Annotated in this window: 19 protein-coding genes; 8 read left to right on the plus strand and 11 right to left on the minus strand. The window is 61.2% G+C overall.

Annotation, left to right across the window (positions count from 1 at the left end; genetic code table 11):
• Positions 1 to 110 precede the first annotated feature (110 nt).
• Genes ACLEJR_RS14695 through ACLEJR_RS14705 form a run of 3 tightly spaced genes read left to right on the plus strand, consistent with a single transcriptional unit; the run spans position 111 to position 1,976 of the window.
• A complete protein-coding gene (locus tag ACLEJR_RS14695) occupies positions 111 to 488 on the plus strand; it encodes a septal ring lytic transglycosylase RlpA family protein (protein WP_047699503.1) in 378 nt (125 codons plus the stop codon).
• Positions 489 to 537: 49 nt separating this feature from the next.
• On the plus strand, positions 538 to 1,599 hold the full coding sequence (locus ACLEJR_RS14700) for a calcium/sodium antiporter (protein ID WP_440793958.1): 1,062 nt from the start codon (positions 538 to 540) through the stop codon (positions 1,597 to 1,599).
• Entirely contained in the window at positions 1,596 to 1,976 is a 381-nt protein-coding gene (locus tag ACLEJR_RS14705; RefSeq protein WP_003177973.1) for a carboxymuconolactone decarboxylase family protein, read from the plus strand. Before ACLEJR_RS14700 ends, ACLEJR_RS14705 begins: the two co-directional genes overlap by 4 nt.
• A 150-nt stretch (positions 1,977 to 2,126) precedes the next feature.
• On the opposite strand, the gene ACLEJR_RS14710 is transcribed toward ACLEJR_RS14705, so the two are convergent.
• From ACLEJR_RS14710 to kdgD, 5 genes are all read right to left on the minus strand, one after another.
• A complete protein-coding gene (locus ACLEJR_RS14710) occupies positions 2,127 to 3,068 on the minus strand; it encodes an AEC family transporter (protein WP_440814774.1) in 942 nt (313 codons plus the stop codon).
• Positions 3,069 to 3,328: 260 nt separating this feature from the next.
• On the minus strand, positions 3,329 to 4,882 hold the full coding sequence (gene garD, locus ACLEJR_RS14715; protein ID WP_440814776.1) for a galactarate dehydratase: 1,554 nt from the start codon (positions 4,880 to 4,882) through the stop codon (positions 3,329 to 3,331).
• Positions 4,883 to 4,895: 13 nt separating this feature from the next.
• Positions 4,896 to 6,260, minus strand: a complete 1,365-nt coding sequence (locus tag ACLEJR_RS14720) for an MFS transporter (protein ID WP_440814778.1) — start codon at positions 6,258 to 6,260, stop codon at positions 4,896 to 4,898.
• An 84-nt stretch (positions 6,261 to 6,344) separates the two neighbouring features.
• Positions 6,345 to 7,790, minus strand: coding sequence for an aldehyde dehydrogenase family protein (locus tag ACLEJR_RS14725; RefSeq protein ID WP_440793752.1), 1,446 nt, complete (start codon positions 7,788 to 7,790; stop codon positions 6,345 to 6,347).
• A gap of 67 nt (positions 7,791 to 7,857) precedes the next feature.
• Positions 7,858 to 8,769: a 5-dehydro-4-deoxyglucarate dehydratase gene (gene kdgD / locus ACLEJR_RS14730; RefSeq protein WP_144922743.1), complete on the minus strand. Its 912-nt coding sequence runs from the start codon at positions 8,767 to 8,769 to the stop codon at positions 7,858 to 7,860.
• Between the two features lie 372 nt (positions 8,770 to 9,141).
• Between kdgD and ACLEJR_RS14735 the strand changes: the two genes are divergently transcribed.
• Complete coding sequence (locus ACLEJR_RS14735; protein WP_440793750.1) at positions 9,142 to 9,525, plus strand: hypothetical protein; 384 nt, start codon at positions 9,142 to 9,144, stop codon at positions 9,523 to 9,525.
• 381 nt (positions 9,526 to 9,906) lie between these two features.
• Here the strand turns inward: ACLEJR_RS14735 and ACLEJR_RS14740 are convergent, their stop codons facing one another.
• The 4 genes from ACLEJR_RS14740 to ACLEJR_RS14755 form a co-directional block, all read right to left on the minus strand.
• The gene (locus ACLEJR_RS14740) at positions 9,907 to 10,653 is read right to left on the minus strand and encodes a FadR/GntR family transcriptional regulator (RefSeq protein ID WP_245139665.1); all 747 of its coding nucleotides are present in this window, start codon (positions 10,651 to 10,653) and stop codon (positions 9,907 to 9,909) included.
• 289 nt (positions 10,654 to 10,942) lie between these two features.
• Complete coding sequence (locus ACLEJR_RS14745; RefSeq protein WP_440814780.1) at positions 10,943 to 12,670, minus strand: ABC transporter ATP-binding protein/permease; 1,728 nt, start codon at positions 12,668 to 12,670, stop codon at positions 10,943 to 10,945.
• A gap of 95 nt (positions 12,671 to 12,765) precedes the next feature.
• Entirely contained in the window at positions 12,766 to 13,326 is a 561-nt protein-coding gene (locus ACLEJR_RS14750) for a response regulator transcription factor (RefSeq protein WP_440793746.1), read from the minus strand.
• Positions 13,319 to 14,581, minus strand: a complete 1,263-nt coding sequence (locus ACLEJR_RS14755) for an ATP-binding protein (protein WP_440793744.1) — start codon at positions 14,579 to 14,581, stop codon at positions 13,319 to 13,321. Before ACLEJR_RS14755 ends, ACLEJR_RS14750 begins: the two co-directional genes overlap by 8 nt.
• 351 nt (positions 14,582 to 14,932) lie before the next feature.
• Between ACLEJR_RS14755 and ACLEJR_RS14760 the strand changes: the two genes are divergently transcribed.
• Complete coding sequence (locus tag ACLEJR_RS14760) at positions 14,933 to 15,649, plus strand: SIMPL domain-containing protein (RefSeq protein WP_440814782.1); 717 nt, start codon at positions 14,933 to 14,935, stop codon at positions 15,647 to 15,649.
• A 30-nt stretch (positions 15,650 to 15,679) separates the two neighbouring features.
• Here the strand turns inward: ACLEJR_RS14760 and ACLEJR_RS14765 are convergent, their stop codons facing one another.
• Together ACLEJR_RS14765 and ACLEJR_RS14770 are read right to left on the minus strand one after the other, a co-directional pair.
• The gene (locus tag ACLEJR_RS14765) at positions 15,680 to 15,949 is read right to left on the minus strand and encodes a hypothetical protein (protein WP_440814783.1); all 270 of its coding nucleotides are present in this window, start codon (positions 15,947 to 15,949) and stop codon (positions 15,680 to 15,682) included.
• A 283-nt stretch (positions 15,950 to 16,232) separates the two neighbouring features.
• Positions 16,233 to 16,616: a DUF6124 family protein gene (locus ACLEJR_RS14770; protein WP_440793738.1), complete on the minus strand. Its 384-nt coding sequence runs from the start codon at positions 16,614 to 16,616 to the stop codon at positions 16,233 to 16,235.
• Between the two features lie 1,510 nt (positions 16,617 to 18,126).
• Between ACLEJR_RS14770 and ACLEJR_RS14775 the strand changes: the two genes are divergently transcribed.
• The 3 genes from ACLEJR_RS14775 (at position 18,127) to ACLEJR_RS14785 (ending at position 23,499) form a co-directional block, all read left to right on the plus strand.
• On the plus strand, positions 18,127 to 19,728 hold the full coding sequence (locus tag ACLEJR_RS14775; protein ID WP_440814785.1) for an ABC transporter substrate-binding protein: 1,602 nt from the start codon (positions 18,127 to 18,129) through the stop codon (positions 19,726 to 19,728).
• 256 nt (positions 19,729 to 19,984) lie between these two features.
• Complete coding sequence (locus ACLEJR_RS14780) at positions 19,985 to 21,610, plus strand: ABC transporter substrate-binding protein (protein WP_440793736.1); 1,626 nt, start codon at positions 19,985 to 19,987, stop codon at positions 21,608 to 21,610.
• A gap of 302 nt (positions 21,611 to 21,912) precedes the next feature.
• Positions 21,913 to 23,499 carry an ABC transporter substrate-binding protein gene (locus ACLEJR_RS14785; protein WP_440793734.1) on the plus strand — a complete coding sequence of 529 codons (1,587 nt, stop codon included), beginning with the start codon at positions 21,913 to 21,915 and terminating at the stop codon, positions 23,497 to 23,499.
• The last annotated feature ends 150 nt before the right edge of the window (positions 23,500 to 23,649 follow it).

The raw sequence follows: 23,649 nt of genomic DNA on the forward strand, positions 1-23,649 counted from the left end.
GTGGGTGGGGTGGAGCCGGTCGGGGGGTTGGGTTCGTTCCCGGGGGGGGGGGGGGTTTGCTCCCTCGCCACAATGTTTTTCACCACCACACTGATGTGGGAACCCCCTACATGAAGCGTCTCCTCGGCGCCTGCGCCCTGCTGTCCCTGTTGGCCGGTTGTGCCAGCCAGAGCGGGACGGTCGATCCACACGGCTACGACCAGACCGGCGTCGCCTCCTATTACGGTGCCAGGCATCACGGCAAACGCACCGCCAGCGGCGAGCGTTTCGACCAGCACAGCCTGACCGCCGCCCATCGCCAGTTGCCGTTCGGCACGCGGGTGAAAATCACCAACCTTGGCAACAATGACAGCGTCGTGGTCCGCATCAACGACCGTGGCCCGTATACGCGCGGGCGCTTGATCGACGTGTCCCGCGAGGCGGCCGAGCAACTGGGCATGTTGCGCACCGGCACCGCACGGGTGCGCGTGCAAGCCCTCGACGATTGACTGACGGAGCCCGGCCATTTCCCTACTTACCGCCCTGCCGTTGCTCAGCCTGATTGAACTGGCCGGCGGCCTGCTACTGCTGATCGCCGGCGCCGAGCTGCTGGTGCGCACCGCCGTCGGCCTGGCGGCACGCTTGCAAGTACGGCCGCTGATCATCGGCCTGAGCGTCGTCGCCTTAGGCAGCAGTGCGCCGCAAATGGCCGTCAGCCTGCAAGCGACCCTGGCGCATAACGCCGACATCGCCGTGGGCAGCGTGATCGGCAGCAGCATTTTCAACATCCTCGTCACGCTTGGTCTGTCGGCGCTGATCATCCCGTTGCGCGTCTCGCGCCAACTGGTGCGCCTGGACATCCCGCTGATGATCGGCGCCAGCCTGTTGGTGTTCGTGCTGGCCTGGAATGAAGAGCTGACCCGCCTGGACGGCGTCCTGCTGTTGATGGCGCTGGCGGTGTACCTGGGCCTGCTGCTGCGCCAGTCCCGGCACTCGGCGCGGCCCCATGCCGTAGACGTCGAGGGGGCGCGAGCGTCCTGGCTCAAGAGCCTGTCGATGATCGTGCTGGGCCTGGCGATGCTGATTTTCGCCGGGCACCTGTTGCTGGGCGCAGCCGTGGAAGTGGCGACGGACCTGGGGCTTTCAGAGCGGATCATCGGGCTGACCGTTGTCGCGGTCAGCACCTCGCTGCCAGAGCTCGCCACCTCGCTGATCGCCGCCCTGCGCGGCCAGCGGGACATCGCGGTGGGCAACGTGATCGGCAGCAATCTGTTCAACCTGCTGGGCGTGCTGGGGGTGACCGCCCTCGCCGCCCCGACGCCGCTTTCGGTGTCGCCCAACGCCCTGGACTTCGACCTGCCGGTGATGCTCGGCGTCGCGGTACTGTGCCTGCCGGTGTTCTATTCCGGCTATCGCGTCACCCGCGCCGAAGGTCTGCTGCTCCTGGGGCTGTACCTGGCCTATGGGCTGCACGTGGTGTCGTTCACCACTGGCATGCCGTTGGCCGGCCGCCTGGAACATCTGATGCTGTTCTACGTGCTGCCAACCCTGCTGGCCTTTTTGCTGTTCAGTTCCTTGCGCGCCTGGCGTCGCCAACATCACAAGAGGGATTTGCCATGACCGATACTCCGAAAACCGGCCTGGACATGCGTCGCCAGGTCATGGGCGATGCGTTCGTCGACCGTGCCCTGGGCAATGCCACCGAATTCACCCAACCGCTCCAGGACTTCGTCAATGAACATGCCTGGGGCAGCGTCTGGAGCCGCGAAGGCCTGCCGTTGAAAACCCGCAGCCTGATCACCCTCGCCGCCCTCACTGCGCTCAAGTGCCCACAGGAACTCAAGGGTCACGTGCGCGGAGCGCTGAACAACGGTTGCACGGTGGAGGAGATACGCGAAGCACTGCTGCATTGCGCGGTGTATGCCGGCGTGCCGGCGGCGATCGATGCGTTTCGGGCGGCGCAGGAAGTGATCGATAGCTACCAGAAACCTGAGTGACCGTTAAATCGCTATCGCGAGCAAGCTCGCTCCCACAGTTGACCGGCGATGAACACAAATTTTGTATACGCCACAAATCTCCTGTGGGAGCGAGCTTGCTCCGGGCGGCGATCCGACGATTGGCCCTGAAGATCACCACAAACCCTGACCTTAAATCCACCCACCCCACTGCAACACAAAGATCCCGACATTGGTGGTAATCGCCGCCATCAACGTAGTAATGACGATGATCGCCGCCGCCAGTTCGTGGTTGCCCTCGGCCGCGCGGGCCATGACGAAGCTGGCGGCGGCGGTGGGGCTGCCGAAGTACAGGAACAGTATCCCCAACTCTGCCCCGCGAAAGCCCCAGAGCCAGGCGCCCAGGGTCGTCAGCAGCGGCAGGCCGACCATCTTCACCAGGCTCGAACTCAGGGCCATCTTCCCGCTCTTGCGCAGGACCGCCAGTGACAACGTGCCACCGATGCAAATCAGCGCCAGGGGCAAGGTCATCTGCGCCAGGTATTTGCCCGAGGTCTCTAACCAGTTTGGCAGGCCGATCTGCCAGTAGGCGAACGGTGCAGCAGCGATCACACTGATGATCAGCGGATTGCTGATCACACTTTTAAAGATGCTCCACGGATCGGACTTGATCACCGGGCTGTAGACCGCCAGCACGATGGTCGACAAAGTGTTGTAGAACAGGATCACCAGCGCCGCGAGAATCGCTCCCAAGGAAATCCCGTAATCGCCGTACATGCTCGCCGCCAGTGCCAGGCCGATGACCCCGTTGTTGCCGCGAAACGCGCCCTGGGTATAAATGCCGCGATCCTCCCGCGGGCAACGCCAGATCGCCCAGCCCCAGGCCATGGCGAAACTCACCAGGGTAGCGATGGAGAAATAGATCAGCAGGTCCGGCTGCAAGGCCGCGTGCAGGTCGGCGTGGAGGATGCCGAGGAACAACAGCGCCGGCATGGTGACGTTGAACACCAGGGACGAGGCGATGTGGATGAAGTTGTCGTTGATCCAGTAGACGCGCTTGAGCAGCACCCCCAGAAACAGCATGGCAAACACCGGCGCGGTGATGTTCAGGGTTTCGAGGAAAATTGCCAGCATGCCGGGGGACCTTGAGAGGGATGTCGTTAGGTGGCTAATGATAAGCCACTCACGGCATTGGCGTCTGGAGAGACCGCTATCGCCAGCGGGCTCGCTCCCACATTTTTCTTCAGGGGCCGCAGAATCTGTACTCACCACGATTCCCTTGTGGGAGCGAGCCTGCTCGCGATAGCGGTGTCTGAGTCGACATCAATGTCGCATGCACAGCCGTCATCGCGAGCAGGCTCGCTCCCACAGGGGGGGTAGTGATTGGCACCGGCTCAGGTAATCGGCGCCGGGTTGAACAGGGTAATGTCGTTGAACAACTTGTGCTGCTCGGCCCAGGTTTTTTTCTTGCCGCTGGCCACATCCAGGTAGTAGTGGAACAGCTCCCAACCCAACTCTTCGATCGTCGCCCGTCCGGTGGCAATCCGGCCGGCGTCGATATCGATCAGGTCCGGCCAGCGCTGGGCCAGTTCGGTGCGGGTCGAGACCTTCACCACCGGCGCCATCGCCAGACCGTACGGCGTGCCGCGCCCGGTGGTGAACACGTGCAGGTTCATCCCCGCCGCCAGCTGCAAGGTGCCGCAGACAAAGTCACTGGCCGGTGTGGCGCAGAAGATCAGGCCCTTTTGCTTGAAGCGCTCGCCCGGGCCGAGCACGCCGTTGATCGCGCTGCTGCCGGACTTGACGATCGAGCCCAGGGATTTTTCGACAATGTTCGACAACCCACCCTTCTTGTTGCCGGGCGTGGTGTTGGCGCTGCGGTCGGCTTCGCCCTTGGCCAGGTAACGGTCGTACCAGTCCATTTCGCGAACCAATTCCTGGGCGACTTCCTGGGTTTGAGCCCGTGAGGTCAGCAGGTAGATCGCGTCACGCACTTCGGTGACTTCGGAAAACATCACCGTCGCGCCAGCGCGCAGCAGCAGGTCCGAGGCGTAGCCCAGCGCCGGGTTGGCGGTGATGCCGGAAAACGCATCGCTGCCACCGCACTGCATGCCCAGGATCAATTCCGAGGCCGGCACGGTCTCGCGGCGGCGCTGGTCGAGCTTCTTCAGGCGGGTCTCGGCCAATTCCATGATCTGCTCGATCATTTCGGTAAAGCCGTGGCTGGCGTCCTGCAAGCGATACAGCCACGGCTCGCTGAGGTCCACCGAGCTATCGTTGTCGTGCATCACCTGCCCGGCCTGCAATTTCTCACAGCCCAGGCTGATCACCAGCGCCTCGCCGCCCAGGTTCGGGTTGCGCGCCAGGTTGCGCACGGTGCGGATCGGGATGTACGCGTCGGTGGCGGTGATTGCCACGCCACAGCCATAGCTGTGGGTCAGCGCCACCACGTCATCGACGTTCGGATACTTGGGCAGCAATTCGTCCTTGATGCGCTTGACCGCATGATCGAGCACGCCGGTCACGCATTGCACCGTGGTGGTGATGCCCAGGATATTGCGCGTGCCGACGGTACCGTCGGCGTTGCGGTAGCCTTCGAAAGTGTAGCCTTCCAGCGGCGCATCGGCCGCCGGCACGTCGGTGGACAGCGGCAAGCTGTCCAGCGGCGGCGCGGTGGGCATGCGCAGCTGGTCTTCCTTGACCCAGCTGCCACGGGGGATCGGTTGCAACGCGTAGCCAATGACCTGGCCGTAGCGAATCACTTCGCCGCCCTCGGCAATATCCTGCAGCGTGACCTTGTGGCTCTGCGGCACAAAGTCCACGGTGACCAGGCCATCCGGGAACTCGGTCCCGGCCGGTACGCCCTGGTCGTTGACGACGATCACCACGTTGTCCCGCTCGTGCAAGCGGATGTAACGGGGTGAGTCGGCATGTTCAATCAATTGCATTGCTGCCGCTCCTTCAGGATTTAGCTTCGGACAGACTGGAGATGCCGGCATCCTTGGCCGTAGGTTCCTTGAGCACGACACGCTTGATCGGCCCGACGATGACCAGGTAGCTGAACACTGCCACCAGCGCGTTGCAACCGACGAACACCAGTGCCCACTTGAACGAACCGGTGGCGCTGATGATGTAGCCGATGACAATCGGCGTGGTGATCGATGCCAGGTTGCCGAAGGTGTTGAACAGGCCACCGCTCAGACCGGCGATCTGTTTTGGCGAGGTATCGGACACCACGGCCCAGCCCAGCGCACCGACGCCTTTACCGAAGAAGGCCAGGGCCATGAAGCCCACCACCATCCACTCGATGTCCACGTAGTTGCACGCCACGATGCTGCTGGACACCAGCAGGCCGCCGATGATCGGTGCCTTGCGGGCGAAGGTCAGCGAGTGGCCCTTGCGCAGCAGGTAGTCGGAGATCACCCCGCCCAGCACACCACCGATAAACCCGCAGATCGCCGGCAGGGACGCAATGAAACCGGCCTTGAGGATGGTCATGCCGCGTTCCTGCACCAGGTACACCGGGAACCAGGTCAGGAAGAAGTAGGTGATGCCGTTGATGCAGTATTGGCCCAGGTACACGCCCAGCATCATGCGGTTGGTCAGCAGTTGGCGGATGTAATCCCACTTCGGACCGTCGGCCTTGGCTTTCTTGCCCTTGTCCTGGTCCATGTCGACCATCGCGCCGTTGGCGGCGATGTGATTGAACTCGGCTTCGTTGATCATCGGGTGCTGGCGCGGGCTGTAGATCACCTTCAGCCAGATCAGCGAGAACACGATGCCGATCACGCCCATGACGATGAACACGTGCTGCCAGCCGAAGCGATAGACGATCCAGCCCATCAGCGGGGCGAACAACACGGTGGCGAAATACTGCGCCGAGTTGAAGATGGCCGAGGCGGTGCCGCGTTCCGCAGTCGGGAACCAGGCGGCGACGATACGTGCGTTGCCCGGGAAGGACGGCGCTTCGGCCAGGCCCACCAGAAAGCGCAGCATGAACAGCGCAACCACGGCCGTGGACATGCCGAATTCACCCACATAGCCTTGCAGCACGGTGAACAGCGACCAGGTGAAAATGCTCAGGGCATAGATTTTCTTCGACCCGAAGCGGTCGAGCAGCCAGCCGCCTGGAATCTGCCCGGCGACGTAGGCCCAGCCGAAGGCGGAGAAGATATAACCGAGGGTGACCGCGTCGATGCCGAGGTCTTTTTGCAAGCTAGAGCCTGCAATAGCGATGGTGGCGCGGTCGGCATAGTTGATCGTTGTCACCAGAAACAGCATGAGCAGGATCAAGTAGCGGACGTGCGTCGGCTTGGTCGCTTGCATGTAACAGTACTCCCACTATTTATTTTTATGCGGGTCAGCAGATTGTACGGCCGGGCTGGTTGGCCAGCCCGGCCGGTGTTGCAGTTACGAACCGATGTAGGCGGTCTTCACCACGGTGTAGAACTCTTGTGCGTAGCGACCTTGCTCACGCGAACCATAAGACGAACCTTTGCGCCCGCCGAACGGCACGTGGTAATCCACGCCGGCGGTCGGCAGGTTGACCATCACCATGCCCGCCTGAGAATGGCGCTTGAAGTGGTTGGCATACTTCAGGGAGGTCGTGGCGATACCGGCCGAGAGTCCGAACTCGGTGTCGTTGGCCATCGCCAGCGCCGCCTCGTAGTCCGCCACGCGTACCACGTTGGCGACCGGGCCGAAGATCTCTTCGCGGCTGATGCGCATCGAAGCTTCACTGTCGGCGAACAGCGTCGGCGCCAGGAAGTAACCCTCGGTGTCACAGGTCACCAGGCCACCACCGCTGACCAGCCGGGCACCTTCGCTCTGGCCGATGTCGATGTATTTCATGTCCTGGTTGAGCTGGGCTTCGGAGACGACCGGGCCGATGTCGGTGCCGGCCTTCAATGCGTGGCCGACCTTGATCGACTGCATGCGCTCGGCCATCGCCGCGACAAACTTGTCGTGGATGCCGGCGGTCACGATCAGGCGGCTCGACGCAGTGCAACGCTGGCCGGTGGAGTAGAACGCGCTCTGCACCGCCAGTTCGACGGCCTGCTTGAGGTCGGCGTCGTCGAGGATGATCTGTGGGTTCTTGCCGCCCATTTCCAACTGCACCTTGGCCTGGCGCGATACGCAGCTGACCGCGATCTGCCGTCCCACGCCCACGGAACCGGTGAAGCTGATGCCGTCGACTTTCGGGCTGTTGACCAGGATGTCACCGACCACACGGCCGCTGCCCATTACCAGGTTGAACGCACCGGCCGGGAAACCTGCGCGGGAAATGATTTCCGCCAGGGCCCAGGCGCAACCCGGGACCAGCTCGGCGGGCTTGATCACCACACAGTTACCGTAGGCCAGGGCCGGGGCGATCTTCCACGCCGGAATGGCAATCGGGAAGTTCCACGGGGTGATCAGGCCGACCACACCCAGGGCTTCACGGGTGACTTCGACGTTGACGCCCGGGCGCACCGACGGCACGTAGTCGCCGGACAGGCGCAGGCACTCGCCGGCGAAGAACTTGAAGATGTTGCCGGCGCGGGTCACTTCGCCGATGGCTTCGGGCAGGGTCTTGCCCTCTTCCCGGGCCAGCAACTGGCCGAGTTCTTCGCGACGGGCGAGGATCTCGCTACCGACTTTATCCAGCGCATCGTGACGGGCCTGGATGCCCGAGGTCGACCAGGCCGGGAATGCGGCGCGGGCCGCTTCGATGGCGGCGTTGACTTGCGCTGCGTCAGCCTTGGCGTATTCACCGATGACATCGGACAAATCGGACGGGTTGATGTTGGTGCAATAGTCGGCACCGGCTACCCACTGACCGTTGATGTAGTTATCGAAACGCTTTGCATCAGTCACGGATGCTCTCCTCACAAAAAGCCTTACGCAAAAAGCCGCTGATTGCTCAGCGGCTTTGTCGGGTCTGTTACTGCTTGCCTTGCTTGTCCATCAGCGCGGCCAGGGCTTCGTATTCTTCTGGCAGCAGGTCGGTCAGCGGGGTGCGCACAGGGCCTGCGTCGTAGCCGGCGATCTTGGCGCCCGCCTTGACGATGCTCACGGCATAGCCGGCCTTGCGGTTGCGGATGTCTAGGTACGGCAGGAAGAAATCGTCGATGATCTTGCCGACGGTCTCGTGATCGTCACGGGCAATGGCGTGGTAGAAGTCCATCGCGGTTTTCGGGATGAAGTTGAACACCGCCGAGGAGTAGACCGGCACGCCCAGGGCCTTGTAAGCCGCGGCATAGACTTCAGCAGTCGGCAAGCCGCCCAGATAGCTGAAGCGATCGCCGAGGCGACGACGGATCGACACCATCAGTTCGATGTCACCCAGGCCATCCTTGTAGCCGATCAGGTTCGGGCAGCGCTCGGCCAGTTGTTCCAGTTGCACCGCGTTCAGGCGGCAAACGTTGCGGTTGTACACCACCACGCCGATTTTTACGGATTTGCACACGGCTTCGACGTGGGCGGCAACGCCGTCCTGGCTGGCTTCAGTCAGGTAGTGCGGCAGCAAGAGCAGGCCCTTGGCACCCAGACGCTCGGCTTCCTGAGCGTATTCGATGGCCTGGCGGGTGGCACCGCCAACGCCGGCCAGGATTGGCACGCTGGTGGCGCAGGTGTCGACGGCCGTCTTGATGACTTGCGAGTACTCGCTGGCGGCCAGGGAGAAGAATTCACCGGTGCCACCCGCTGCGAACAAAGCAGAGGCGCCATACGGGGCCAGCCACTCGAGGCGCTTGATGTAGCTGTCGCGATTGAAATCGCCTTGGGCCGTGAAATCGGTGACCGGGAACGACAGCAGGCCGGACGAGAGGATGGACTTCAGTTCTTGTGGATTCATTATTCGAACACCCTGGGACGCAAATGGTATGTGTGAGAGTTAAGCTTCGGCCAGAAGTTGTAGGTCATCGTACAACTTAAAATGTAGACGTCAACTGTATTTCGTCTTTTGTGCGCCGCTGGGCATCGTGCGTTCCTCTCCGAACGCCCTGGCACGAGGCTTGGCGCGCTTTCCCCGGTTTGATGAAACTTGCCTCGCCAGGGTATCGGACCGCTCATCGCGACTGTCAACTCTGTCAGTAGGCGCGGTGGCGCGATGCAGGCATAACGCAGCAGTGGCCGTGCGACCGCCCGGCCGGGGTTTTTCTGGCTACCTATCTAACAGTGAGTCACCGTATGCGACGTGCACGGTCGCCTCACAGGGAGAGACACCATGTCGAACTTTGCGCTGCCCATCATCACCCAGTTCTCAGGCAACAAACCCGCCGAGAAGGTCACGATCAGCCTGTCGAAGCTGGGGGCCGATCTGGAAGTCCAGATTCCTGACTCGAATGAAATCTCCGCCGATTGGTCGGTCTATCCGATTCTCGGCGCCAACAAGGATCATCCCGACTGGTCCGGCCAGCAGGTGGCGGCCGGCACCTGGGACGATGCCAACGACGGCATGGTGAAACTGACGGGGCTCAAAGTCACCGTACCCAAGGCAGAACTGCAAAAGTACCTGGGCCGCCAGGTTGAACTGCGCTACCGGTTTGCCAACGAATCGGGGTATGACTTGTATTCCGATCCGTCGGTGAAGTTGAAGATCGAGCCGTAGGCGCTCGGGCACAGCGGCGGCTGACCCGACGCCATCGCGAGCAGGCTCGCTCCCACAAGGGATTCGTGGCGGACCTCAACTCATGGCTCGCCGCGATCAACTGTGGGAGCGAGCTTGCTCGCGAAGAGGCCTTCACATTCAGCCTGTTCATTGACTGGCCCACCGCCATCGCGAGCAAGCTCGCTCCCACAAGGGGACTTGTGGCGGCCCTGAATTCAGGGACCACAGAAGATCCACTGTGGGAGCGAGCCTGCTCGCGATGGCGGTGGGTCGGCTGGCTAGATCTATGTGGCGAGGGAGCTTGCTCCCGTTGGGCTGCGCAGCAGCCCCCTCGCAATGAGCGCTTCGCACTCAAGCGGGAGCAAGCCTCCTCGCCACTGATCAACCCTGCGCCTGCGCCTCTTCATGGGCCTGGCGCAGCCGCTCGCGGCTGTTGGTCAGGTGCAGGCGCATGGCGGCACGGGCGGCGTCGGAGTCCTGGCGGGCGATGGCTTCGTAGATTTCCTCGTGCTCGCGGCTCAGGCGATCCATGTAGTGCTGTTGGTCGTCATGGGCCAGGCGCGCCGAGTTCAGCCGGGTGCGCGGGATGATGCTAGTGCCCAGGTGGGTCATGATGTCGGTGAAGTAACGGTTGCCGGTAGACAGGGCGATTTCCAGGTGGAAAGCGAAGTCCGAGGCCACCGCGTCGCTGGCGTGGGCCGCGCTTTCCTTCAAGGCGTCGAGGGCAGCGCGCATGGTCGCCAGCTGCTCGTCGCTACGGCGTTGCGCGGCCAGGCCGGCGGATTCCACCTCCAGACTGATGCGCAACTCCAGAACCGCCAGCACGTCACGCAAGGTGACCACCGTGGCCGGGTCAATGCGAAAGCCGCTCGGGCTCGGCGTGTCCAGCACGAAGGTGCCGATGCCGTGGCGAGTTTCCACCTGGCCGGCCGCCTGCAACCGGGAAATCGCCTCGCGCACCACGGTGCGGCTGACGCCATGGGCTTCCATGATCGCCGACTCGGTGGGCAATTTATCACCACGCTTGAGCAGGCCGTCGCGAATCTGCTCGGTCAGCACCGTCACCAGCTCCTGCGCCAGGCTGCGGCGCTTGCGGGGAAGGCGGGGTACGTTGATCGGGTTTTCCATGGGTCTGTGTCTCGGCAAGCGGCTGAATGCGCATCATCATAGCGCAACGTGGTTGTACGATCACCGTGGGGTGCAGCGAGTCCGTGTTGTTTGAGCCAGGCAATGGACCGGCGACCTTCATCGCGAGCAGGCTCGCTCCCACATTGGAGCAGTTGCGTACATTAGCACCCGGCTCACCACAAAACCCCTGTGGGAGCGAGCTTGCTCGCGATGGCGGTGGGTCAGCCACATCAATATCAACTGATCCATCGCTATCGCGAGCAAGCCCGCTCCCACAGGTTTTGCCTGCTCAGGCAGTCACGGCACGCTCCACCAACTGGCCATTTTCGATACGCACATGTCGTGGATGGAATCGTTTCAAACTGCTTCGGTGACCGACGCTGACGATACTCAGGCCCGGCAGTTGGTCGATCAACGCCTGATAGAGCGTCGCCTCGTCCTCTTCGTCCATCGCCGACGTGGCTTCGTCCATGTACAACCACTGCGGCGCATAAAGCAAGGCGCGGGCGAAAGCCAGGCGTTGCTGCTCGCCGGGCGAGAGCATGCGCTGCCAGTGGTTGGCTTCGTCCAGACGCTCCACCAGATGCGGCAGGCGGCATGTCTGCAGCACCTGTGCATAACGTTCCGCCGGGTAGATATCGGCAGGCTGTGGATAACTCAACGCATCGCGCAACGTGCCGATTGGCAGATAGGGCTTTTGCGGCAAAAACAGATAGCGCGCCGCCGGCAGCCTGATCACGCCGTGCCCCGCCGGCCACAGATGTCCCATCGCCCGGAACAGCGTGGATTTGCCGCTGCCCGAACGTCCGCTGAGCATAACTCGCTCGCCCGGCGCCACCGTCATTTCGGCGTCGCTGAGCAAATGGCGGCCATCCGCCAGGTCCAGCCCCAGGTTATGCACCTTCAGGGCATCGCCCTGGTTCTGCACATCGATGGCCGGCGCGCGCGCTTCGTTGTCGCTCATGGCCTGGCGGAAGCTCAGCAGACGATCGCAAGTGGCCCGCCAGGCAGCCAGATCGGCATAAGCGCTGATGAACCAACTGAAATTTTCCTGCACATTGCCGAATGCCGAGTTGATCTGCATGAGTTCACCCAGCTGGATCTTGCCGGCGAAGTAGCGCGGCGCGGCGACGATGAACGGGAAGATGATGGCGATCTGGCCGTAGCCGGAGGTGAAGAAGGTCAGGCGCTTGGAGACCCGCATGATGTCCCAGAAGTTATGCCAGACCAGGCCGAAACGCCCGTTCAAACGCTGATTCTCGTTGGGTTCGCCGTTGTACAGCGCAATACTCTCGGCGTTCTCACGGACCCGCACCATGGAGAAACGCAGGTCGGCTTCGAAGCGTTGCTGGTTGTTGTTCAGGCCGATCAGGCGGCGGCCGATCAAATGCGTCAGCCAACTGCCCACCGCCGCGTACACCAGCGCGCACCAGAACATATAGCCGGGGATGGTGTAGCCGAACACTTCGATACTGCCGGACACACCCCACAGGATGATCGAGAACGACACCAGGCTGACCACGGTACGCAGCAAGCCCAGCCCCAGGCTCAGGGTGTTGGTGGTGAAGCTGTTGAGGTCTTCGGAAATCCGCTGGTCCGGGTTGTCGGTGTAGCCGCCCTGCTCCAGCCGGTAGTAATTCTTGTCACTGAGCCAGCGGGCGAAATGCTGCTCGGTGAGCCAGGCCCGCCAGCGAATGGTGAGCATCTGCGTCAGGTACAGGCGATAAACGGCGCCGAGGATCGCCACTGCGGCGATGCCGCAGAAATACAGAATCAACTGCCAGAACGCCTCGCTGTTCTTCTCCTGCAAGGCGTTATAGAAATCCTTGTACCAACTGTTGATCCACACTGAAATCGCCACGCTGAACAGCGACAGCGCAATGACGGCGATCAACAGCGTCCAGGCCTTGCCCTTCTCCTCACTGCGCCAGTACGGCGTGGTCATCTGCCAGACACGGCGGAAAAACTGCCCGCGCACCGCGTCATTGACCGCGGAATATTCAGCGTTCTGATTCATGGTTAAGGCTCGATAAAGAAAAGAACAGACTCGGGCCGATGATAAACAGCGGCCCGATTTATCGCGAGGGTGGACAACATCTGTTCAGCGCAGGTTCAGCGACGTACCGGACGCTTCTGCAATTTGCGCTGCAAGGTACGCCGGTGCATGCCGAGGGCGCGGGCAGTGGCGGAAATATTGCCTTCGTGCTCGGTCAGCACCCGCTGGATGTGCTCCCATTGCAGACGGTCCACCGACATAGGGTTCTCTGGCACCAGACTGTCGAGGTCGGCATGCTCGGACAGCAGCGCAGCCAGCACGTCGTCGGCATCCGCCGGTTTGCACAGATAGTTGCAGGCACCGCGCTTGATGGCCTCCACCGCCGTGGCGATGCTCGAATAGCCGGTGAGGATGACCACACGCATTTCCGGGTCCAGCTCCAGCAATTTGGGCAGCAGCACCAGGCCCGAGTCACCGTCCATCTTCAGGTCCAGGGCGGCATAGTCCGGCAGGTCGGCCTGGGCGATGCTCAGGCCCTCTTCGGCGGAGCCGGCGGTGCTGACGCGAAAGCCGCGACGTGACATGGCCCGGGCCATGACGCGGGTGAAGGTGGCGTCGTCATCCACCAGCAACAGGTGCGGCAGTTCTTCGCCGTCGACTTGGATCTCGTCACTCATATTCGTCTCCTCGGTCGGCACGGGGCAGGCGCAGCTCGGTGAGCGTGCCGCCTCCCTCATGTGGGTAGAGTTTCACCGAGCCGCCGGCGCGTGTCACGCTGGCCTTGCTCAAGAACAGGCCCAGGCCCAAGCCTTTGCCCTTGGTGGTAAAGAATGGCTTGCCGATCTGCTCGGCAATCGCCAGCGGCACACCGGCCCCGTGGTCACGGATGCAGATGGTCAGCTCATAGTCATCCCAATCCAACGCCACTTCCAGGCCTTCGGGGCAGGCATCGGCGGCGTTGTTCAACAGGTTCAGCAGGGCCTGGGTCAGGTCCGGCGGTGGCGCGATGCGCGGGACCACGCCCTTGCCCAGGTGTTGCAGACGATAACTGGCCTCCGGGCGCATCAGGTGCCAACGGTTCAGGGCTTCGTCGAGCCAGAAGGTCACGGCCTGCATGTCGATGTCCAGCCGCCGGTTGGCCTCGGCGGCCCGCACCAGGTATTGCAGGGTTTCCTTGCAGAGCTTGACTTGATCCTGCAACACGCTGAGGTCGTCCTGCAGCGCCGGGTCATGGTGATCCTGGCGCATTTCTTTGAGCAGCACGCTCATGGTCGCCAACGGCGTTCCCAACTCATGGGCGGCGCCGGCGGCCTGGGTCGCCACGGCCAGCAATTGCTCGTCGCGCAAGCCTTCTTCACGCCGGATGGCGCGCAGCTCTTCCTGACGGCGCAACTCCTCGGCCATGCGTGCGGCAAAAAAGGTAATGACCGCCGCGGCCAGGGCAAAACTCAGCCACATGCCATAGATTTGCAGGTTTTCCCGGGCGATGGGAAAGGTTTCCAGCGGGTAGAAGCGCGCCAGCAGCAGGGTATACAGCGCCAGGGCGATACCGGACAGGATCAACGAAAACCGCCACGGCAGCGTCACCGCCGCGATGGTCAGCGGCACCAGGTAATAAGACACGAAGGGGTTGGTCGAGCCCCCGGAGAAATACAGCAGCGCGCTGTGGATGAACAGATCACAGGCCAGTTGTACGGCGTATTCCAGCTCCGTGACCGGCCACGAAGTGCGCAGGCGCACGGCGGTCAGCGCACACAGCACACTGGAGCAGACCAGGGTGATCGCCAGTTGCAGCCAGGGCAGCGGCAACAGGTCGAACCAATAGGCCAGGCCCACGGAACCGGCCTGGGCAGCCAGGACCAGGATACGAATGAACGTCAGGCGCCAGAGGTTCTGGCGAGAGGCGGAAGTCAGTAGCAAAGGGGCGAGCATGAGCTCTCCTGATGAGCGCTCCAGGCGAATCGCACGGAGTATAACCAAGGCGTGGGCAACACAGGCAGATATGCGGCAAAGCGCCACAGCCTCTGAAATCTTGTACATCCCTGTGGCGAGGGAGCTTGCTCCCGCCGGCCTGCGTACCAGGCCCGTTCAATTCTCCCCCCATCAGGCCAGTTGCGACTGCTACGCAGTCGAGCGGGAGCAAGCTCCCTCGCCACAGGTTGCTCCGTGCCTTTCTGTATCTGTATAGAAGTTGTAACTGTGCGAACCGGATGGCAAACGCTAGAGTCTTATCGTTCACGCAGGCCCGGACCTCACCCCTGCGCCTCATCCCAAGGAGTTTTCATGTACACGTTCAGTCGCCCCGCTGCCCTCCTCGCCCTGAGCCTCGGCACTGTTGCCAGCCTGCCGGCCCTGGCCGCCGATGAGCTTCACTACAACCAGATTTCCCTGCGCGCCGAAGTCAGCCAGGAAGTGGCCCGCGACCTGATGATCGTCACCCTCTACACCGAGGAACAAAACACGGACCCGGCCAAACTCGCCGCGGCCGTCAGCACCACGCTGAACAAAGCCATCGGCCAAGCCAAGCAAGTCAAGGACATCACCCTGCGCCAGGGCAGCCGCAACAGCTACCCGATCTACGATGGCAAAGGTCAGAAAATCACCGGCTGGCGCGAACGCGCCGAACTGCGCCTGGAAAGTGCCGACTTCGCTGCGCTGTCCAAGCTCACCGGCGAATTGCTCAATGATATGAAGATGGGCGGCATGGACTTCGCCATCTCCACCACCACCCGCCAGACCAGCGAAGACGCCCTGCTCAAAGACGCGGTCAACGCCTTCAAGGCCCGCGCTCAACTGGCCACCGAGGCCCTGGGCGGCAAGGGTTACAAAATCGTCAACCTGAACTTCAACACCAACGGCTACCCGCAGCCTTACATGCGCGCACCGATGATGATGAAAAGCGGTGCCATGGATGCTGAATCGGTCACGCCGGACGTTGAAGCCGGAACCAGCAAAGTGATCATGACCGCCGATGGGTCGATTGAAGTATCGATGCAATAAAGAGGCATTGGCGGGTCAATTGCCATTGCGTCAATTGATCCGCCGGATCGCGGGCTGCTTCAACAATGCCACGGCGGACCGGGCGAGGTTGATGAACAACTCCTCATCCTGCGCATCAAAATCGCCATCATTGTCGGCGTCACCTTTCACATCCACCTTGTCGTACTTTCCGTCCTTCCTCGAAGAAGAAACAGACGTCGAAAAATCCAGCTCCTTGCCGGTATAGAACTCGAACAGCACCTCGGGGCTGCTGTCGCGATCAAGGTCTTCGATTGAAATGCGGATCTCTTTAGCGGCCATCGTCACACCTCTCCGTAGGGTCAGGTTATGGGGGCATCGCTACTCCCAAGAAGCGCGCCTCTAGCCACCTTATAACCACGCCCTCAAATATCTACTGTCAGAACTGTCAGGTGGATGGGTGCACAGTGAAAGACATCTCCTGTGGCGAGGGAGCTTGCTCCCGCTGGGTTGCGAAGCAACCCCATCCATGACATTCCGATATGCCGGTGGATTGAGTTGCTGTCTCGGGGTCTGCTGCGCAGCCCAGCGGGAGCAAGCTCCCTCGCCACAGGACGGCGCCCGCTTAACCCTGGGTCGCCGGCGCCTCAAGCTGATCCAGCGCCTTGTCCACCAGCAACTGGCACAACTCCACCAACTGCTGAATCCCCAACGCCACACTACGGCGCGTGCCCTCCACATCAAACGCCAGGTCCTCGGCCATGGCCTTGACCGAGGCCAACGTTTCGGAGGTGCTGGTCAGCAGCGTGTCGGTGTCCGCCTTGGCGGTGACCGAGAACAGACTGTCGATGCGCGAGTCGGAAGGAGGCTCTTGCGGGGGCTTTGGATTGAGGTAATGGTCCAGGGCACGCTCGGCGGCGGCGCGGTCTTTTAGGAGGTCTTCAATGGCGTCGAAGCCGGAAAGGGGGGTGGTTTTGTTGAAGGGTGGATCGGGGACTAACTTATCCATTTGCTTGTACCTATTGAGTGATGAAGGCCATCACTCGCCGTTTCTCACTCGGCAAAGTGGTGGCAGCTATGTGCAGGGTGAGAAATCCGAGAATAGGTACTCGGCCAGACCGAGGTCTGCCCGCACACAGCCGCCATAACGCATCTACCGGCAGCGGATAACCTGACGGCGATTATGCAGGTCTGAACGCTGTATGCCTATTAATCGGGTTTCTCACGCCCGGTCGCTGATTAGGCAGCGACAAGCAAAAGGTTAGAGACCCCACTTCCGACGGACAACCTTAAAAACTCGTGGGACGTTTCGTTGTAGGCCAGGCGATCCGTCCGACATCCCAAAGTGATCCCTACTCACCCAGACACACCTCAACCCGTGGCGAGGGAGCTTGCTCCCGCTGGGCTGCGAAGCAGACCCGAACCGGACACTTCGCAGAGAAGGCCTTGAGGATCCGCCCCTCTACAAATCCCCGATACACTCAATCGTCGAGCACCCTTTAAACTCGGGCCGACTATCGGACCGCCATCGCGAGCAGGCTCGCTCCCACAATGGGTCGGAGTACAACCGCAAAAACAAGTCGGCAATGAGACCGCCATCGCGAGCAAGCTCGCTCCCACAATGGATCGGGTCACAACCGCAAAGGATTGGTCGGCTGTCAGGCCGTCTTCGCGAGCAAGCCCGCTCCCACAATGGATCGGGTCACAACCGCAAAGGATTGGTCGGCTGTCAGGCCGTCTTCGCGAGCAAGCTCGCTCCCACAATGGATCGGGTTACAACCGCAGAGGATTGGTCGGCTGTCAGACCGCCATCGCGAGCAGGCTCGCTCCCACAATGGATCGGGTTACAACCGCAAAGGATTGGTCGGTTGTCAGGCCGTCTTCGCGAGCAAGCCCGCTCCCACAAGATTCAGGTACAGCCGGAAAAGCCAGGCCGACCGTCAGACCGCCTCGCTCTGGCTTTTGCTCTGGCTTTTGCTCTGGCTTTTGCTTGGCTTTTGATCTTAGGCGCCCCATTAACCACAAGGGCCGAACGCAGGCATTGCGTAGTGGGCAACCCGGCATGGATGCCGGGTTAGCCGCGCAGGGCCATGGATGGCCCATCGCGGCGGGCCCGCGGAGCAATGCCGGAGTGAGGGAACACCGAGCGTAAGCGAGGTGCCCAGTGGTGGGGCAAGAGCGTTTTGCTTACTTTTGCGCTCCATCAAAAGTAAGCCGCCGTCAGGGCGGAACCCTAAGCCGCCGTTACCGCAGCAATGGATATGTACACAAAAATCCCGGCCGACTGCCAGGCCGCCATCGCGAGCAGGCTCGCTCCCACAATGGGTCGGAGTACAACCGCAAAAACAAGTCGGCAATGAGACCGCCATCGCGAGCAAGCTCGCTCCCACAATAGAAGCGGCGTACCGCCCAAATCCCAGGCCTATACCCAAACCCACCAGTCCCCCACACTTTTGGCTATTTCCCCACCCCCGCCCCAACCGCTACCCTCAAGAAAATCGTCACCACCAAGGGATCTCATGGACCGGACCACCTTCAAGCCACTCCTACTCACCATCGCCCTGATCACCAGCGCCCCCATCGCCCAGGCCGCCACCACCCTGGTCTACTGCTCCGAAGCCAGCCCCGCCGGGTTCGACCCCAGCCAATACACCAGCGGCACCGATTTCGACGCGTCGGCCGAAACCGTCTTCAACCGCCTCACCCAATTCAAGCGCGGCGGCACCGAGGTCGAGCCGGGGTTGGCGACGAGTTGGGAGGTGTCCGCCGACGGCCTGGTCTACACCTTTCACCTGCGTGAAGGCGTGAAATTCCACACCACCGACTATTTCACCCCCAGTCGCGACTTCAACGCCGACGACGTGCTGTTCACCTTCCAGCGCCTGCTCGACCCGCAACACCCGTTCCGCCAGGCCTACCCCACCGAGTCGCCGTACTTCACCGACATGGGCCTGAACACCACCATCAAGAGCCTGGAGAAAGTCGACGAGCACACGGTGCGTTTCCATCTGAACACTATCGACGCCGCGTTCGTGCAGAACCTGGCGATGAGTTTCGCCTCGGTGCAGTCCGCCGAATACGCCGGACAGTTATTAAAAGAAGGCAAGGCCGGCGAACTGAACCAGAAACCCGTCGGCACCGGGCCGTTCGTGTTCAAGCGCTACCAGAAGGACTCGCAGATCCGCTACGCCGCCAATACCGCGTACTGGAAACCCGAGGACGTGAAGCTCGACAACCTGATTTTCTCCATCACCCCGGACGCCGCCGTGCGCCTGCAAAAGCTCAAGCGCGGCGAATGTCAGGTCAGCGGCTACCCGCGTCCGGCTGACATTGAAGTCATCGAGCAAGACCCGAACCTGCAAGTGCTCAGGCAACCGGGTTTCAACCTGGGCTTTCTGGCCTACAACGTGACGCACCCGCCGCTGGACCAACTCAAGGTCCGCCAGGCGCTGGATATGGCGATTGATAAGCCGGCAATCATCAAAGCCGTGTACCAGAGCGCCGGGCAACTGGCGCAGAACGCTTTGCCGCCGGCGCAATGGTCGTTCGACCCGAGCATCAAGGACGCCCCCCATGACGTGACCAAGGCCAAGGCGCTACTCAAGGAAGCCGGGGTTGCGCCGGGTACCACCATCAATTTATGGGCGATGACGGTGCAGCGCGCTTCCAACCCCAACGCGCGAATGTCTGCGCAGATGATCCAGCAGGATTGGGCCAAGATCGGCATCAAAGCCAATATCGTCAGCTATGAATGGGGCGAATACATCAAGCGCGCAAAAAATGGCGAACATGACGCAATGATTTACGGCTGGACCGGTGATAACGGCGACCCGGACAACTGGCTCGGTGTGCTCTACAGCTGCGCGGCGATCAAGGGCAGCAACTACGCCAAGTGGTGCGACCCGGCATATGACCGCCTCATCCAGCAGGCCAAGGTCTCGACTGACCGCCAGCAACGCGTCGACCTGTACCAACAGGCGCAGAAAATCCTCAAGCAGCAGGTGCCGATCACGCCCATTGCCAACTCCACGGTCTTCCAACCGATAAACAGGAAAGTGGTGGATTTCAAACTCAGCCCGTTTGGCCTCACACCCTTCTACGGCGTGGGTTTGACGAAGTAATACCTGCCCCTTTCGGGTGCGTAGAAGGTCCGAAGCGCACCCGAAAGGGGCGCTCGACGCCCCAAAAAAACACTCGCAAACGGTCAACTGCGTCAGAAGTTATACAGATGCGACATTAAGGTACGTTCGTGCCACTGTTTCAGACTTGCGACCGCTCTGGATCTTGCATTGGGTATGGGGCCTGCATAAGTATCCGCAGGACGACTCACGAGGTCGCCCTCAAAATCCAAAAATGACAACAAATCATGAGGCCAACATGCTTAAACACGCGGTCATTCCGTTTTTAGTCGGCGCGAGCCTATTAGCCAGCGCACCCTTCGCCCAAGCCGCGACTAACCTGGTGTTCTGCTCCGAAGGGAGCCCGGCCGGTTTCGACCCAGGTCAATACACCACCGGAACCGACTTCGACGCCTCTGCAGAAACCATGTTCAACCGCCTGACCCAGTTCGAGCGTGGCGGCACCGCCGTGATTCCTGGTCTGGCGACCAAATGGGACATTTCCGAAGACGGCCTGAGCTACACCTTCCACCTGCGTGAAGGTGTCAAGTTCCACACCACCCCGTACTTCAAGCCGACTCGTGAGTTCAACGCCGACGACGTGCTGTTCACCTTCAATCGCATGATCAACAAGGACGATCCGTTCCGTAAGGCATACCCGACCGAATTCCCGTACTTCACCGACATGGGGATGGACACCAACATCACCAAGATCGAGAAAGTCGACGACCACACCGTCAAGTTCACCCTCAAGGACGTTGACGCCGCGTTCATCCAGAACATGGCCATGAGCTTCGCCTCGATCCAGTCCGCCGAGTACGCAGCCCAACTGCTCAAGGACGGCAAGGCTCCGGACATCAACCAGAAGCCGGTCGGCACTGGCCCGTTCGTGTTCAAGAGCTACCAGAAAGACTCCAACATCCGCTACACCGGGAACAAGGACTACTGGAACCCTTCCGACGTGAAGATCGACAACCTGATCTTCGCCATCACCACCGACCCGTCGGTGCGTATCCAGAAGCTGAAGAAGAACGAGTGCCAGGTCACCCTGTTCCCGCGTCCCGCCGACCTCAAGGCGCTGAAGGACGACAAGGCCCTGAAGATGCCTGACCAGGCCGGCTTCAACCTGGGCTACATCGCCTACAACGTGATGGACAAGATCAAGGGCAGCAACGAGCCGAACGTGCTCGCCAACCTGAAGGTCCGCCAGGCGCTGGACATGGCGGTCAACAAGCCGCAGATCATCGACTCGGTCTACCAGGGCGCCGGCCAGCTGGCCGTCAACGCCATGCCACCGACCCAATGGTCCTATGACACCACCATCAAGGACGCCAAGTACGACCCTGAGAAAGCCAAGGAGCTGCTCAAGGAAGCCGGCGTCAAGGAAGGCACCAACATCACCCTGTGGGCGATGCCGGTCCAGCGTCCGTACAACCCGAACGCCAAGCTGATGGCTGAAATGCTCCAGTCCGACTGGAAGAAAATCGGCCTGAACGTAAACATCGTCAGCTACGAGTGGGGCGAGTACATCAAGCGTTCCAAAGGCGGTGAAAACCAAGCCATGATCATCGGCTGGAGCGGTGACAACGGTGACCCGGACAACTGGCTCAACGTGCTGTTCGGTTGCGACTCCCTGAGTGGCAACAACTTCTCCAAATGGTGTGACAAGAAGTTCGATGGTCTGGTCAAGGAAGCCAAGCGCACCACCGACCAGGCCAAGCGCACTGAACTCTACAAACAGGCACAACACGTCCTCAAGGACGCGGTGCCGATGACACCTATCGCTCACTCGACGGTATATCAACCCATGCGCGCCAACGTGCAGGACTTCAAGATCAGCCCGTTCGGCTTGAACTCCTTCTACGGCGTCAGCGTCAGCAACTAAAGCGAACGCTGGTGAGGGAGCCTGCTCCCTCGCCACCGTTGCTTCATGCCAAGACCCGGGAAATCGCCTACATCCAAAAGCACTGCGGACCACAGCAGTTGGTTTCGGACGTATCGCCTTTTCCCACAAGTCTTTCAGGCTTTACGCATTTACTGCCTGGCCCGCGGCTCCTACCGTCGGGACCTGGACAACTTGCTGGCCTTGCGGCATCGCAACGCATTGGATTGAGCTCAGCGCCCCGACCTGTCCCCGGAAGGACACCGGCGCACTGTTAAAACACCCCGAATGAGAGAGGGAACGTCATGCGTCACACCTTGGTTTTTTCCGCATTGCTGGCCGCTACGTCACTGGCCCAGGCCGCTGAAGGCAGCCTGGTGTTCTGTTCCGAAGGCAGCCCCGCCGGTTTCGATACCGCGCAATACACCACGGCCACCGACAACGATGCCGCCGAACCGCTGTATAACCGCCTGGCCGAGTTCGAAAAGGGCGCGACCAATGTGGTCCCAGGCCTGGCGACAAGCTGGGATATTTCCGAAGACGGCCTGACGTACACCTTTCACCTGCGCGAAGGGGTGAAGTTCCATACCACCGATTACTTCAAGCCGACCCGTGACTTCAACGCCGACGATGTGTTGTTCACCTTCAATCGCATGCTTGACCCGCAGCATCCGTTCCGCAAGGCCTACCCCACCGAGTTCCCGTACTTCAACGGCATGAGCCTGAACAAGAACATTGCCAAGGTGGAAAAGACCGGACCGCTGACCGTGGTCATGACCCTCAACAGTGTCGACGCCGCGTTTATCCAGAACATTGCCATGAGTTTTGCCGCGATCCTTTCGGCCGAATACGCCGACCAGTTGCTCAAGAGCGGCAAGCCGAGCGACATCAACCAGAAACCGATCGGCACCGGGCCGTTCGAGTTCAAGAGTTACCAGAAAGATTCCAACATCCGCTACGTCGCCAATACTCAGTATTGGGCGCCGGAACGGGTCAAGCTCAAGAATCTGATCTTCTCCATCAACACCGATGCCTCGGTCCGGGTGCAGAAGCTCAAGGCCAACGAATGCCAGATCACTCTGCACCCGCGCCCGGCCGATGTGCCGGCGCTCAAGAGCGACCCCAAGCTGCAACTGATCGAGAAGCCCGGCTTCAACCTCGGCTACATTGCCTATAACACCCGCCACAAGCCATTCGACCAGGTCGAAGTGCGACGGGCGCTGGACATGGCGGTGAACAAGCAAGGCATTCTCAATGCCGTTTACCAGGGCGCAGGGCAACTGGCGGTCAACGCCATGCCACCGACCCAGTGGTCCTATGACGACACCATCAAGGACACCGCCTACAACCCGGAAAAAGCCAGGGAGCTGCTCAAGGCCGCCGGCGTCAAGGAAGGCACCGAGATTACCCTCTGGGCCATGCCCGTTCAGCGCCCGTACAACCCCAACGCCAAGCTGATGGCCGAGATGCTCCAGGCCGACTGGGCAAAGATCGGCTTGAAAGTGAATATCGTCAGCTACGAATGGGGCGAGTACATCAAGCGCACCAAAAACGGCGAGCACGACATCAGCCTGATCGGCTGGACCGGCGACAACGGCGACCCGGACAACTGGCTGGGCACGCTGTACAGCTGTGATGCCATTGGCGGTAACAACTACTCGATGTGGTGTGATCAGGATTACGACAAGTTGATCAAGCAGGCCAAGGTCGTCACCGACCGTGACCAGCGCACCGTGCTCTACAAACAGGCCCAGCAGTTGCTCAAGCAGCAAGTGCCGATCACCCCTGTTGCCCACTCCACGGTCAACCAGCCGCTGAGTGCCAAAGTCGAAGGGTTCAAGGTCAGCCCCTTCGGTCGCAACGTGTTCTCGGGCGTCAGCCTGAACCCATAACCGATTAGCCCTACAGCGAGAGCCCTAAGGGGCTCTCACGCAGACGTCTTGCCTGAATTCACCGATCAGGCGCCATGCAAACGTTTGCGGTTGTGATGAGTTGTAAAACCGATAGCCGTATCACCAAAAAAGACCGGCATTAAAAAAGAA

Origin of the sequence: Pseudomonas sp. SMN5 (genome assembly GCF_052041925.1) — a bacterium.
Taxonomy (GTDB): Bacteria; Pseudomonadota; Gammaproteobacteria; order Pseudomonadales; family Pseudomonadaceae; genus Aquipseudomonas.

Bases quoted from the DNA above. Each gene is read 5' to 3' on its own strand.
- ACLEJR_RS14720 (WP_440814778.1), bottom strand. From the start codon at position 6,260: ATGCAAGCGACCAAGCCGACGCACGTCCGCTACTTGATCCTGCTCATG.
- ACLEJR_RS14735 (WP_440793750.1), top strand. From the start codon at position 9,142: ATGTCGAACTTTGCGCTGCCCATCATCACCCAGTTCTCAGGCAACAAA.
- ACLEJR_RS14740 (WP_245139665.1), bottom strand. From the start codon at position 10,653: ATGGAAAACCCGATCAACGTACCCCGCCTTCCCCGCAAGCGCCGCAGC.
- kdgD (WP_144922743.1), bottom strand. From the start codon at position 8,769: ATGAATCCACAAGAACTGAAGTCCATCCTCTCGTCCGGCCTGCTGTCG.
- ACLEJR_RS14755 (WP_440793744.1), bottom strand. From the start codon at position 14,581: ATGCTCGCCCCTTTGCTACTGACTTCCGCCTCTCGCCAGAACCTCTGG.
- ACLEJR_RS14760 (WP_440814782.1), top strand. From the start codon at position 14,933: ATGTACACGTTCAGTCGCCCCGCTGCCCTCCTCGCCCTGAGCCTCGGC.
- ACLEJR_RS14745 (WP_440814780.1), bottom strand. From the start codon at position 12,670: ATGAATCAGAACGCTGAATATTCCGCGGTCAATGACGCGGTGCGCGGG.
- ACLEJR_RS14765 (WP_440814783.1), bottom strand. From the start codon at position 15,949: ATGGCCGCTAAAGAGATCCGCATTTCAATCGAAGACCTTGATCGCGAC.
- ACLEJR_RS14695 (WP_047699503.1), top strand. From the start codon at position 111: ATGAAGCGTCTCCTCGGCGCCTGCGCCCTGCTGTCCCTGTTGGCCGGT.
- ACLEJR_RS14770 (WP_440793738.1), bottom strand. From the start codon at position 16,616: ATGGATAAGTTAGTCCCCGATCCACCCTTCAACAAAACCACCCCCCTT.
- ACLEJR_RS14785 (WP_440793734.1), top strand. From the start codon at position 21,913: ATGCGTCACACCTTGGTTTTTTCCGCATTGCTGGCCGCTACGTCACTG.
- ACLEJR_RS14780 (WP_440793736.1), top strand. From the start codon at position 19,985: ATGCTTAAACACGCGGTCATTCCGTTTTTAGTCGGCGCGAGCCTATTA.
- garD (WP_440814776.1), bottom strand. From the start codon at position 4,882: ATGCAATTGATTGAACATGCCGACTCACCCCGTTACATCCGCTTGCAC.
- ACLEJR_RS14775 (WP_440814785.1), top strand. From the start codon at position 18,127: ATGGACCGGACCACCTTCAAGCCACTCCTACTCACCATCGCCCTGATC.
- ACLEJR_RS14705 (WP_003177973.1), top strand. From the start codon at position 1,596: ATGACCGATACTCCGAAAACCGGCCTGGACATGCGTCGCCAGGTCATG.
- ACLEJR_RS14750 (WP_440793746.1), bottom strand. From the start codon at position 13,326: ATGAGTGACGAGATCCAAGTCGACGGCGAAGAACTGCCGCACCTGTTG.
- ACLEJR_RS14710 (WP_440814774.1), bottom strand. From the start codon at position 3,068: ATGCTGGCAATTTTCCTCGAAACCCTGAACATCACCGCGCCGGTGTTT.